This window comes from Pseudomonas maumuensis (genome assembly GCF_019139675.1).
GTDB lineage: Bacteria > Pseudomonadota > Gammaproteobacteria > Pseudomonadales > Pseudomonadaceae > Aquipseudomonas > Aquipseudomonas maumuensis.
The window spans coordinates 1,245,896-1,258,440 of the sequence record NZ_CP077077.1; the positions used below are offsets into that span (position 1 = coordinate 1,245,896).

Genomic DNA, 12,545 nt, shown 5'->3' on the forward strand with positions numbered 1-12,545 from the left:
GTACCTTTGGCTGGGCCTGGTGTTCTGTCTGACCCTGGTGGTCGAACTGCCGGCGCGCTGGCTGGTGGCAGGGTTGCGGTTGCCGGCGGAGGGGGTGAACGGCAGTGTGTGGCAAGGGCAGTTCGCCCGGCTGGGGCCGGTGGGGCCGGTGCAATGGACGTGGCGTCCCTGGCAGCGCGACCTGCAGGTGCGCCTCGGCTTTCAGGGGCAGGGCTGGCAAGGCCGCCTGAGTGGTTGGCCGTGGCGTTGGCAGGTCGACCTTCAGGCGCTAGGCGTGCAGCCCAGCGTCGTCGGAGGCTATCGCCTGGCCGGTCAATGGCAGGGAGATATCAAGCTGCAAGGCTCGGGGCAACGTTGTCTGGCCGCCGAGGGCAGGATCACGGTGGCCGACCTGGCCTTGAGCGCGCCCTGGTCCCTTGCTTTGGGGCAGGGGACGCTGCGGATGGACTGCGCTCAGGGATGGCGCTTGAACGCGGAGTTGGTGCGCCAAGGCCAGCACCGGATGGACCTGGAGGCCGACCTGGCGGCCCGGCGGGCGCAGGTCGATTTCGCGCTGCAGGCCGACGCCGCTTTGACGCCGGTGCTGCGCGGCCTGCAATGGCTGGGGCCCGAAGACACGGCCGGGCAGCGCCGGCTCGGTTGGTAGTGTAGTTGCCGGTCAGATGGAGAGGGACCACTGCGCGACCCAGAAGCCTTGCTCCAGTGACTTGCGCGGGCGGTCGCTGGCATGCAGTGCGCGTTGGTAGTCCAGGCGCAACGTGCTGTGCGGCAGATTCAGTTCGATGCCCGCCGAAGCGCCCACCAGGCGTTGAGGCTCGCTGGTACGTGCGTAGCGAGCCCAGCCCAGATCCACGCCCAGGGACGGGCGTAACGACACCGGCAGGGGCAGCGGCTGGCTGAAGGTATTGCGCCATGCCGCGGCGCTGGCGCCCGCGACATTGTGCTGGCGGAATCCGCGCACGGCCGAATGGTCGCTCAGTTGCATCTGTTCGACGGCGGGCAGCACATGGGCGCTGTATTGCAGGGCCAGCTCGCTTTGCCAGCGCCAAGGCCACTGGACGGGGCCCTGGCGCAGGTGCAGCAGGTTGGCGCGGTACTTGGTGAAATCCGGGCGAGGTGCCTGCTTGTGGGTGAATGGCCGATCGGCGCCGAACCAGTGAACCCCTTGGCTGACGCCTAGGGAGGCATGCCACAGACCACCTTCGAGCCAGAGCAGGTTCAGACCGGTTTCGAGCGTGGCCAGGGTCGGGCTCTGCAGGGCGAGCACGGCAGGGCCGAAGCGGTTGAGCAACTGCTTGCGGTCCACCCGGACGCTGGCGCTGAGCATTCCCTGCTGACCGCGCCAGAGCACACGCTCGGCGCCGAGGCTATAGAACTCGCTGCGGCCACTGCTGGCGTAGCGGGTGTTGGGGATCGGCGCTTGATAGCGCATCTGGCTGGCATTGAGGGTGAAGGTCCAGCGGCCATAGGGAATGCTGTAGTACAGGCTGGCGCCTTCGCTCTGTCCGGGGGCGTCGAACACCACCGAATTCAGCGACAGGCGCAAGTCGCCGTTCAGGCCCAGTGGGCTGTCCAGGCCAATGCCCAGGTTGAGGCGGTGGCGACCGGTCAGTTCACCGCCGCGGTTGTCGAGCAAGGCGTCGAGGTGGGCGCGGGAAGCGACCCGCCGCGGTTCGAGCACGACGCGGGTGCCGCCCTGCATCTCGCCCGGCAGCAAGGCCATTTGCAGGTCATAGGCGCGCAGTCGGTTGAGTTGATCCAGGCCTTGCTCGAGGTCCGGCAGGTGCAATGGGTGGCCGAGCATGCCCGGAAATGCGCCTTGCAGTGACAGGGGCAGGTCGGCGCCGGCCAGTTCGATCGATTCGATGAAGCCTTCGACGATGACGATATCCAGTGGCTCGCCATGCTGCGGAGCGCGGGCCACATAGGGACGGCTGGTAGGATATCCGGCCTCCACATAGCGCTGGGTCAGATGCTTGAGCAGGCGGTCGATTGCGACGACACCCATGCAAGAGGACGTCAGCGTACGCACGGTTGGCTCCAGGCGCTGGGTATCGAGGATGCGGTTGCCGGCCAGGCGCACACCGCTGATCGTCCAGCAGTGTTGCTCGGGTTCGACCCGCGCGGCGCCATGGTTACCGGCGCTTTCGGTGGGCCGCTCGCGTTGCCAGCGCTCAAGTCGCTGCTGCTGCTCCAGTTGTCGCATGGCCTGCTGCTGGTCGCGCAACTGCTGGCTGGCCGGGTCGACCCTGGCCAGGACCGAGGCCGATATCGCGAGGGTGACGCAGGCGAGTAGGATGCTGCAGATACGCCGCGCGGCCACGCGTGATGGGCGAGGGAAACGGGTAGTGAAAATCGGTGCGTTCATGAGGTCGGTCCGATGGGCGGGAAGCGCAGCGGCACGAAGGCCGCTGCCGGGTATACGTCAGCGCTGGCGGCTCTCCTTTATCTGCGAGACATACTCGTTGCTGCGGTCGTGGCCGGTGTTGCTGTACACCTTGTGATCGCTGCTCTGCTCAGCACTGCCGGTGAACAGGTTGGTGAGGTAGGCGTAGGCGGTGGTGGCCAGGCCGACTGCCGACAGATCGACATCGACCTTCACATCCTTGGCGTAATCGCGGCCGCTCAGGTTCTCGCGGGTAATTGCGCCGCTGCCCAGTTCGACCTGGCCATCGAGCGACTGCAGCGTGGCGCCGACCAGACGGGTATCCCCCCCGACCGCCAGGTCGATGCCTTGCGTACCCGAGAGCAGGGTCTGCTGGCCGACGGTGTCGTTGGTACGCCGGGAGTAATCCACCTTGACGGCTGGGGTGAAGTTCGCGGTGACCTTGTCCCAGAGCGCTCCGGCGATCTCCTTGATGTTGCCGCCGCCGATGACGGTTGCCAGCGAGGGCTGCTCTTGCGTAGCGGCCTCGGTCGGTTGCTTCTGGGCCAGGCTGGCGTCGATGCCGAGCGTCAGGCTGTCGACCTGGTCCTTACGGCTGGACACTCGCAAGTTGCCACCGACCTCGCCTTCGATCATGCCGGCTTCGAGCTGGGCGCCTTCGATACGGGTATCACCCTGGCTGCGCAGGTCGATCACGTCGGCGCGCAGCTGGCTGTCGCGCCAGGTGGTGTTGTCGCGTTTGTCCAGGTTCACTTTCACCTGTGCATTGATGCCGCCGATTTCCGTGGCCTTGACCTTCACGCCGCCGCCGAGGGTGACATCGAGGTTGTCGTGGCGTTCGGTGTTGCTCGCCGCCTCGACCAGCAGGCCACCGTTTTGGGCATCCAGGCCGATCCGTTGCGCATTGGCTTGTAGCCCCTGCACCTGTAGCGCGCCATCGTCGTGGGCGAGGCTGGTGAGTTGCAGCGTGCCCTTGCTGTCGAACTGCGCGCCAACGGCCGTGCTGGCCTGCTCATTGACCCAGCCGTAGGTGCCCTGGCCGCCCAGGCCGCCGCCGATGCCGCTGCCCTCGACGTCCAGCTTGCCACCCCAAGTCTTGCCCAGGCTCTGGCGGGTATCGCTGGCGGCGGTCACCTTCAGCATGCCGTCGCTGTGCAGGTTGATATCGCCGGTCGCCGCGCCACGGCTGCCGATGCGCGTGCCCTCCAGGTGCATGTCGCCGCCGCTGGCGAGCGTTACGCTGCCTTTGCCGTCGATCTGTGCCACCCGTGCCTGGCTGGTCTGCTTCTCCAGGCTGTGGTGCTTGATGTTGCCGTCCAGGCCGCCTCCGGGGCCGGTCAGGCCGGTGCCGCCGTTGACCGCCAGCCCTGCCTCCAGGGTGGTGGTCTGTTCTACGGTGCGATCATGGGCTGCCGCGAGTGTCAGGTCGGCATCGCTGCGCAGGCTGACCGCGCCGTCGCCGCCGTCGATGCGCACGCCCTCATAGTGGCCGTTGCGTTCGAGCTCCACCTGCACCCCCTGCTTGCCCTGCAGACTGCCGACTCGGGCGGTCGTCGTCTGCTTCAGCTGGGTCAGGGAATTGCCATGGCCGGCGAGTCTGGCGTTGATATCCGTGCCGCTGGTGGTACCCACACGCAGGCTGCCGCCACCGGTGATGTCGTGTTTCTCGCTGCTGCTCTGATCCTGCGCTGCCAGCATCTGGTGCTCGCCGGCCTCGATCCGCAGGTTACCCACGTTCGCCTTGTAGTCGCTCCCTTCATCCCTCAACTGATCGGCCCGAACGAAGATCTCACCGCCGCTGAAGCGACTGACCTGGGCGGTGCTGTCGCTGTCCTTGTGTACGCGCGACTTATGCTGCAGCGACAGTTCGACGCCCGCGTTGGGCTTTGGCGAGTCGGGGAGCGTGGCAGGCTCGTCATCGCTTTTCTTGCCACTGAACAGGCGCTGGATGCGATCGGTGACGTACTTGTAGTCGATACCGGCGCTGAGGCCGCCATCCCAGTTGCTGAGCGTGGTCTCGCGAACCTTGGTGTCGGCGGCTGCCCGGTTGTCGATGTGCTCGGCGTCCACCTTCAATGTGCGTCCAGCCTGCAGTTGCGCGGCGGTGGTGGTCAGGCGCGTGGTGTCGATATGCAGATCCCCGTTGGAGGTCAGCGTGCTGCGACGCACCTTGCTGTCACGTTCGAGCTGGGCGGCAGGGCCATGGTAGGCATCGATGCCCAAGGCGATGCGGTCGGCGCCGCCGGTGATGCTGAGCGCGGCGCCGGTGCGGGTATCGAGGGTGTGGCGAGTGGTGGTGTCGTAGGCGGCGGCAAGGTCGATTTCACTGGCGGCCAGCTTGATGTCCGATGTGCTTGCCTGCACGTCCGAGCCACTGACTGTCAGCTTGCGGCCACTGCGCAAGGTGACGCCGCCGGCGCTGACGCTGCTGGCGACTTGGCGTGTCGCCGCCGTCTGCTCGTCGCTGTGCAATTGCTCGTAGCCGATCTTGGCCGTGTACTGCTGCGAGTCCGGATCGTTCTTGCCGGCGCTGGCCACGAATTCACGGGTGCCGGTGCTACGTCGGGCGTGGTCGTTTTCCTCGGCGCTTTCGATTCTCAGGTCGCCCTTGGCATCGAGTTCCAGCTGCTTGCGGGCCTCGAGGCGGGCACCGGAGATCCGCATGTCGGCCCCGGCGCTGGCGACGAGGGTGGCGCCCTTTAGGGTACTGGCCTTGACCTGCTCGGTGTGTGACTGGCTATCGATGGTCGTGCGGTCGAGGTAGGCCTTGTGGGTGGACTGTTCGGCGATATCGAGGGTATCCACGCCCGCGCTGATCGTCAGGTCGCCGCCGCTGCGTAGTTGCAAGGCATTGTCCGCCTCCAGTTGCGCGGCCGTCAGCTGCAGATCGGTACCTGCCTCCAGGCTCAGGCTGTCTTCGGCCACGAGGCGGCTGCCCAACTGCTGGCGACGGGTTTGTGTGGTGACGCCGTCTTGGCTTTCGGTGGGGATGAACAACCATTGCTTCGCCCAATTGACCGGATCGTCCGTGACCTTTTCACGGGTGACGGTATCCAGGGTCAGCTTTTTGCCGGCATGCACCTCGATCTGCCTGGCCTTGCCAAGGGTATGGGTAAGCTGCAGGTCGCCGGCAGCGTTCAGGTCCAGCTTGCCGGTGTTGCTGACGAGGCTGGCTTGGCGCTTGTCACTGCCCTGTACCTTCAGGTCGCCCGCGGAATGGATGATCAAATCGCGATCCGCGCGCAGTTCCTTGTCGCCGACCTGCACGCCGGCACCTTCGGCGGTGCTGACGATGCGGATGCGCCCGGCCTGCATCGCGCCAAGCAGGTTGGCATCGATGGTGGCGGCGGCGGCGGGTAGATGTTCGAGCACCTCACGGCTGCCTGCGTCGACAAGGTTGCGGCCGACGGTCAGGTTCAACTGGCCCTTGGCCAACAGGTGCCCTGTGCTGTCGATACGCGGCGCGATGAGGTCCAGGGCGCCCCCGGCATTGCTCTGGCCGCGGCTCAGTACCTGCAGGGTGCCGCTGGCGTCGCGGCTGTCGAGGTGCTTGATCTGCCCGTCATGAACCTCCGCCTTGCCGACCAGGAAGCCGGCGCGGGTGGTATTGATGAAGCTGCCGCCATTGAGTGTGATGCCGTTGGGGTTGGCGAGCAGGTAATCGGCCTTCTGACCGAAAATTTCCTGGGCTCCTTCGATCCGTGAGGCGTTCTGGCCGACTACCTCGTTGAGGATGGTCGAGGCGGCGTGGCCCTGGAACTGCGAGTTGGCGCCCAACTGGCCGGCCAGCTGCGATTGTCCGGCCTGCAGGGCATTGTTCAGCACCAGGCCCGGCTTGCCGACGTTGTAGTCGAGGAACTGGTTGTGCGACAGACCACTGGCATCGGGCGCGACGATGTCGATGACCGGTACGCCATGGCCGTTGTCGACGATCGGGGTGCCGCCGGGGCCTGGTGTCGGAGTCAGGGCGCCTTGCGCCTGAGCCTGGGTGCTGCCCAGCAGCGCAAGGAAGACGGCCCAGCGCAGGATGTCTGGTCTGGTCTTGGAGACAGGGTTTTGCATGAGAACCTCGCAAGTGATGTACGAAATCGTGAAATCAGCTGCGGGAATTCTAAGAATGTCGGTGATGGCATTTATGTGGCTCAATGCCATTATGGTGCGGGGAATGAGGCGATGTTGCGCGTAGGAAAAGTGAGCGGCTATGTAGCGAAAGTCGTTGCTGGCGCTGAAAGAGAAAGGCCTGTTCTGCGTGAGCAGAACAGGCCTTTGCTGTCATCGAGGTGCGATCAGGGGCGGATTTCGATCAGCGTGCCATCCTTCACCATGCTCCACACCTCGCGCATGTCGTCGTTGCGCATGGCGATACAGCCCTCGGTCCAGTCCAAGGTATGGAAGTACCACTCGGGGTACTCCTCGTTGATCGGCGTGCCGTGGATCATGATCATGCTGCCAGCGGCAACGCCTTCGCTGCGAGCCTTGGCGGCATCGGTGATGTTGGGGTAGGAGATGTGCATGGCCAGGTTGTAACGGTCGCTGACCTTGCGCCAGTCCAGCCAGTACAGGCCTTCGGGGGTCTTCTTGTCGCCTTCGCGCTCCTTGGCCCCCTTGGGCTGCTTGCCCAGGGAGATGCGGTAGGTCTTGAGCGGCTCGCCACGGCTGATCAGTTGCAGACGGCGTTCGGACTTGATCACCAGCACCTTGTCGATCAGCCGTTCCTGCTGGGCGGCGCCAGGCGCGGGCTGGACCGGCGACGGCACGGCCGACGGCGTCTTGCGGATGATGGTCTCGGTGAAGGCGGCTTGCGACACCGAGGCGACACTGAGGCAGAGGAGGGCAAGCAGCCAGCGCATGAAACCGTATCCCTGAAAACTTAGGTGGTGGACGACGTGACGTTCATCGGCGGCAGGTATTCATGGCCTATCGGGTAGTGCTGCCTGATGCGGTCGCGATAATAGCATTCTAGTGTGCGTGCGACGGTGCGGAAAGCCAGCTCGCTCCAGGGGATTTCGTGTTCCTCGAACAAACGCACCTCCAGGCTCTCGACGCCCACGGCGAAGTCCAGATCGGTCAGTTCGGCGCGGAAGAACACGTGTACCTGATTGATGTGCGGCAGGTCGAACAACTGGTACAGGCTGGTTTCGCCGACCCGCGCGCATGCTTCCTCGACGGTTTCGCGACGGGCGGCGGCATCGAGGGTCTCGCCGTTTTCCATGAAGCCGGCGGGCAGCGTCCAGAACCCCCGGCGCGGCTCTATCGCTCGGCGGCACAGCAGCACCTGGGAGCCCCAGGTAGGTAGCACCCCGGCGACGATATTGGGGTTCTGGTAATGGATGGTCTGGCAATGGTCGCAGACATACCGTAGGCGGCTGTCGCCTTCGGGTATCCGCTGGGTGACCGGTAGGCCGCACGCGCTGCAGAATTTCATGCTTTCATTCATTCCAGTGAGGTCGGGCTATCTTGGCGCGCCCGGCCCGCTTACCGCAAGCGGCCTGCGGGCGGGGGCTTGGGTGCCTCGCGGCTTTGGTGCATCATGCAGGGCAGGCCTTGGACACGAGCGTGCGTAATGCTGGACGAGCTTCTTCGCCGAATGAGCAACCATACCCCCGCGTCACCGGAGACGGATCGCCGTTTCCCCGAAGCGGCGGTGCTGCTGCCCATTACCCGCAGCGAGGAGCCGGAGCTGGTGCTGACCCTGCGCGCCAAGGGCTTGTCCACCCACGGTGGTGAAGTCGCATTTCCCGGCGGCCGGCGCGACCCGGAGGACCCTGACCTGGTGTTCACGGCCCTGCGCGAAGCCGAGGAGGAAATCGGCCTGCCACCCGGCCTGGTTGAGGTGATCGGTCCGCTCAGCCCGCTGATCTCGCTGCATGGCCTGAAGGTGACGCCGTTCGTCGGTTTGATCCCGGACTATGTCGAGTATCGCGCCAACGATGCGGAGATCGCTGCGGTGTTCAGCGTGCCACTGGAATTTTTCCGCCAGGACCCGCGCGAGCACACCCACCGCATCGACTACCAGGGTCGCAGCTGGTACGTGCCCAGCTACCGTTATGGCGACTACAAAATCTGGGGGCTCTCGGCGATCATGATCGTCGAGCTGGTCAACCTGCTGTTCGACGCAGGCATCAGCCTGCACCAGCCACCCGAGCGTTTCATCGAGAACTGAGTGGGGCACACCCCGCCACCGGCGTTCAACCGTGAGGAGCGACACATGAAATACCGCCTGGGCGACCTGCGGGTCGAAGCCCATCCCGAGAGCTGGGCCGCACCCACTGCCACGCTGATCGGCAAGGTGCGCCTGCAGGCCCGGGCCAGCGTATGGTTCGGCGCGGTACTGCGCGGCGATAACGAGCTGATCGACATCGGCGAGGACAGCAATGTCCAGGACGGCACGGTGATGCATACCGACATGGGCTCGCCGCTGACCCTTGGTCGCGGGGTGACCGTCGGTCACAACGCCATGCTGCATGGCTGCACGGTCGGCGACTACAGCCTGGTCGGCATCAACGCGGTGATCCTCAACGGGGCGCGTATCGGCAAGCACTGCATCATCGGCGCCAACGCCCTGATCCCCGAGGGCAAGGAAATCCCCGATGGCTCGCTGGTGATGGGCTCGCCGGGCAAGGTGGTGCGCGAGTTGACCGAGCAGCAGAAACGCATGCTCGAGGCCAGCGCCGCTCATTATGTGCACAATGCCCAGCGCTATGCCCGTGACCTGGTGAGCGACGATGAGTGACGAGCGGCCCGTGGCCTCGCCCTGCGTCAATGTATGCGCGCTGGACGAGCAGGATATCTGTATTGGGTGCCAGCGCACGGTGGACGAGATCACCCGCTGGGGGCGGATGGACAACGCGCAGCGCCGGGAGGTGCTAAAGCGGTGTCATGAGCGAGCGCTGGCGGCGGGCCTGGTAATCGGCCTGTAGATCTCATCGCGGGCTTGTCCCGCGATAGGCCCACCGCTACTCTGTGCGGCTGGCTCCCCGAACTCACAGACCATGTTCTATCTCATCGCCTACATCAGCAGCGTGGTGCTGATCAACTTCGCCTTTTCCAGTGCGCCTCACCTGGACGTGATCTGGTCCGCCTGGGGCGGGTTGGTGTTCATCCTGCGCGACATGGTGCAGACCCGCTACGGCCATGGCGCATTACTGGCCATGCTGGTGGCGCTGGTGCTGTCCTATATCACCTCCGAGCCTGCCATCGCCCTGGCCAGCGCTACCGCGTTCTTCGTCTCCGAGCTGATCGACTGGCTGGTGTTCAGCGTTACCCGGCGCCCCCTGCGCGACCGCCTGTGGTTGAGTTCGGCGCTGAGCATCCCGGTGGACACCTTCATCTTCTTCGGCATGATCGGGGCGTTGACGCCCGCGGTGATCGGTACGGCGATGGCCTCCAAGTTCGCCGGGGTCACGGCGGTGTGGTTGATCATGGCTTGGCGGGCACGGCGCGCGGTGGCCACATCCTGATGTAGAATACCGGTCCATTTTTCAGCGGGCGGCAGCCAGCGTGGCGCGGCCCCGGACGCCTTCGAGGACCTGAAATGACCCGTATCGGAACCCCACTGTCGCCCACCGCGACCCGTGTACTGCTGTGCGGCTGCGGCGAGCTGGGTAAGGAAGTGGTGATCGAGCTGCAGCGCCTGGGCGTCGAGGTGATCGCCGTGGACCGCTACGCCAATGCGCCGGCGATGCAGGTCGCGCACCGCAGCCATGTGATCAACATGCTCGACGGCGTGGCCCTGCGCGCAGTGATCGAGGCGGAAAAGCCGCACTACATCGTTCCCGAGATCGAAGCCATCGCCACCGCCACGCTGGTCGAGCTGGAAAGCGAAGGTTTCAACGTCGTGCCCACCGCCCGCGCCACCCAGCTGACCATGAACCGCGAAGGCATTCGCCGCCTGGCTGCCGAAGAGCTGGACCTGCCGACCTCGCCGTACCATTTCGCCGACACCTTCGAGGATTACAGCAAGGCGGTGGCCGACCTGGGCTACCCGTGCGTGGTCAAGCCGGTGATGAGCTCGTCCGGCAAGGGCCAGAGCCTGCTGCGCGGTGCCGATGACCTGCAGAAAGCCTGGGACTACGCCCAGGAAGGCGGCCGTGCTGGCAAGGGGCGGGTGATCATCGAAGGTTTCATCGACTTCGAATACGAAATCACTCTGCTGACCGTACGCCATGTCGGTGGCACGACCTTCCTCGCGCCGGTCGGCCATCGCCAGGAGAAAGGCGACTACCAGGAGTCGTGGCAGCCCCAGGCCATGAGCCCGAAGGCATTGGCCGAGTCGCAGCGTGTAGCCCAGGCGGTCACTGACGCGTTGGGCGGCCGTGGGCTGTTCGGTGTGGAACTGTTCGTCAAGGGGGACCAGGTGTGGTTCAGCGAAGTGTCACCACGCCCGCACGACACCGGCCTGGTGACCCTGATTTCCCAGGACCTGTCGCAGTTCGCCCTGCACGCGCGGGCCATCCTCGGCCTGCCGATCCCGGTGGTGCGCCAGTTCGGCCCGTCGGCGTCGGCGGTGATCCTGCCTGAAGGCCAGTCGCAGCAGACCAGCTTCGCCAACCTGGGCGCGGCCCTGAGCGAACCGGATACCGCCATCCGCCTGTTCGGCAAGCCGGAGATCAATGGTACACGGCGCATGGGCGTGTGCCTGGCGCGTGACGAATCGGTCGAGGCGGCACGGGCCAAGGCGACCCGGGCTTCGCAGGCGGTCAAGGTCGAGTTCTGATTCCAGTGGGGCCGCTGCGCGGCCCTTTCGCCGGCAAGCCGGCTCCCACTCCGACCGCGCGGGCCTCAAGACTTGCGCCGTACTTGTGGGAGCCGGCTTGCCGGCGAAAGGGCTGCGAAGCAGCCCCACTCACTCAAAGCTCGGTATTACGGGTTTCCTTGAGACACAACACGGCAATCAGGCTGATCAGCGCCGCCGCCGACACATAGCCTCCCACCCAGCTCAATCCCCCCATGCTCACCAGCTTCTGGGCAAAGAACGGTGCCGCCGAGGCGCCGACGATGCCGCCCAGGTTGTAGGCCGCCGAAGCGCCGGTGTAGCGCACATGGGTCGGGAACAGCTCCGGCAGCAGCGCGCCCATCGGGGCGAAGGTCACCCCCATCAGGAACAGCTCGATGCTCAGGAACAATGCCACCCCGGTGGTCGAGCCCGAGGTCAGCAGCGGTTCCATGGCAAAGCCCGAGGCGATGGCCAGCAGCGCGCCGGCGATCAACACTGGCTTGCGCCCGTAACGGTCGCTCAACCAGGCCGACAGGGGCGTGGCCAGGGCCATGAACACCACGGCGAAGCACAGCAGGCCGAGGAAGGTTTCGCGGCTGTAGCCCAGTGTGGACACGCCATAGCTCAACGAGAACACCGTGGAGATGTAGAACAGCGCGTAGCACACCACCATCGCCGCAGCCCCCAGCAGGGTCGGCAGCCAGTACTGGGAAAACAGCTCGATCACCGGCATCTTGACCCGCTCCTGGCGGGCCACGGCCTTGGCGAACACCGGGCTTTCCTCGAGTTTCAGGCGTACATAGAGCCCGACCAGCACCAATGCGGCGCTGAGCAGGAACGGAATGCGCCAGCCCCATTCGCGGAACTGCTCGTCGCTGAGCACCAGGGCCAGGGTGAGGAACAGGCCGTTGGCGGCGAGGAAGCCGATCGACGGGCCCAACTGCGGGAACATGCCGAACCAGGCACGCTTGCCCTCAGGGGCGTTTTCGGTGGCCAGCAGTGCCGCACCGCCCCATTCGCCGCCCAGCCCCAGGCCCTGGCCGAAGCGCAGCACGCAGAGAATGATCGGTGCCCACACGCCGATGCTGTCATACCCGGGCAACACGCCGATCAGGGTGGTCGAGACGCCCATCAGCAGTAGCGAGGCGACCAGCGTCGACTTGCGCCCGATGCGGTCGCCGAAGTGGCCGAACAGCGCCGACCCCAGTGGCCGGGCGAGGAAGGCGATACCGAAGGTAAGGAAGGCCGCCAGCATTTGCGCGGTGCCGGAGCCGGACGGGAAGAACACCGGCCCGATCACCAATGCGGCGGCGGTGGCGTAGACGTAGAAATCGTAGAACTCGATGGCGGTGCCGATGAAGCTGGCGGTGGCCACCCGGGCAGGCGAGTTGACCGGGGCAGCCGAGGCAGGTTCGGCGTAGGTGCTGCTGGTAGTCATGCGAA

At 65.6% G+C, this 12,545-nt stretch carries 11 protein-coding genes; 6 read left to right on the forward strand and 5 right to left on the reverse strand.

All coding sequences use genetic code 11. The annotated features are described in order from the left end of the window. The first annotated feature begins 19 nt into the window (after positions 1–19). Positions 20–646, forward strand: a complete 627-nt coding sequence (locus KSS90_RS05780) for a type II secretion system protein N (protein WP_225933138.1) — start codon at positions 20–22, stop codon at positions 644–646. A 12-nt stretch (positions 647–658) separates the two neighbouring features. On the opposite strand, the gene KSS90_RS05785 is transcribed toward KSS90_RS05780, so the two are convergent. The 4 genes from KSS90_RS05785 to KSS90_RS05800 all read right to left on the reverse strand — a co-directional run bounded on the left by KSS90_RS05785 (position 659) and on the right by KSS90_RS05800 (position 7,811). Further along, positions 659–2,368: a ShlB/FhaC/HecB family hemolysin secretion/activation protein gene (locus KSS90_RS05785; RefSeq protein WP_217868556.1), complete on the reverse strand. Its 1,710-nt coding sequence runs from the start codon at positions 2,366–2,368 to the stop codon at positions 659–661. Positions 2,369–2,425: 57 nt separating this feature from the next. Next, the gene (locus KSS90_RS05790; protein WP_217868557.1) at positions 2,426–6,448 is read right to left on the reverse strand and encodes a hemagglutinin repeat-containing protein; all 4,023 of its coding nucleotides are present in this window, start codon (positions 6,446–6,448) and stop codon (positions 2,426–2,428) included. A 224-nt stretch (positions 6,449–6,672) separates the two neighbouring features. Next, a complete protein-coding gene (locus KSS90_RS05795) occupies positions 6,673–7,236 on the reverse strand; it encodes a L,D-transpeptidase family protein (protein WP_217868558.1) in 564 nt (187 codons plus the stop codon). Between the two features lie 20 nt (positions 7,237–7,256). Beyond that, positions 7,257–7,811, reverse strand: coding sequence for an NUDIX hydrolase (locus tag KSS90_RS05800; RefSeq protein WP_217868559.1), 555 nt, complete (start codon positions 7,809–7,811; stop codon positions 7,257–7,259). Between the two features lie 138 nt (positions 7,812–7,949). Between KSS90_RS05800 and KSS90_RS05805 the strand changes: the two genes are divergently transcribed. From KSS90_RS05805 to purT, 5 genes are all read left to right on the forward strand, one after another. Beyond that, positions 7,950–8,549 (forward strand): CoA pyrophosphatase, encoded by a 600-nt coding sequence (locus KSS90_RS05805; protein ID WP_217868560.1) that lies wholly within the window; start codon positions 7,950–7,952, stop codon positions 8,547–8,549. A 45-nt stretch (positions 8,550–8,594) separates the two neighbouring features. Next, positions 8,595–9,119 (forward strand): gamma carbonic anhydrase family protein, encoded by a 525-nt coding sequence (locus KSS90_RS05810; protein ID WP_217868561.1) that lies wholly within the window; start codon positions 8,595–8,597, stop codon positions 9,117–9,119. Beyond that, positions 9,112–9,306, forward strand: a complete 195-nt coding sequence (locus tag KSS90_RS05815) for a DUF1289 domain-containing protein (protein WP_217868562.1) — start codon at positions 9,112–9,114, stop codon at positions 9,304–9,306. The genes KSS90_RS05810 and KSS90_RS05815 overlap by 8 nt, the downstream gene beginning before the upstream one ends. A gap of 72 nt (positions 9,307–9,378) precedes the next feature. Beyond that, a complete protein-coding gene (locus tag KSS90_RS05820) occupies positions 9,379–9,846 on the forward strand; it encodes a 7-cyano-7-deazaguanine/7-aminomethyl-7-deazaguanine transporter (RefSeq protein ID WP_023629807.1) in 468 nt (155 codons plus the stop codon). A 74-nt stretch (positions 9,847–9,920) separates the two neighbouring features. Next, positions 9,921–11,102 (forward strand): formate-dependent phosphoribosylglycinamide formyltransferase, encoded by a 1,182-nt coding sequence (purT, locus tag KSS90_RS05825; protein ID WP_023629808.1) that lies wholly within the window; start codon positions 9,921–9,923, stop codon positions 11,100–11,102. 133 nt (positions 11,103–11,235) lie between these two features. On the opposite strand, the gene KSS90_RS05830 is transcribed toward purT, so the two are convergent. Next, on the reverse strand, positions 11,236–12,540 hold the full coding sequence (locus KSS90_RS05830) for an MFS transporter (RefSeq protein ID WP_217868563.1): 1,305 nt from the start codon (positions 12,538–12,540) through the stop codon (positions 11,236–11,238). Positions 12,541–12,545 lie beyond the last annotated feature (5 nt).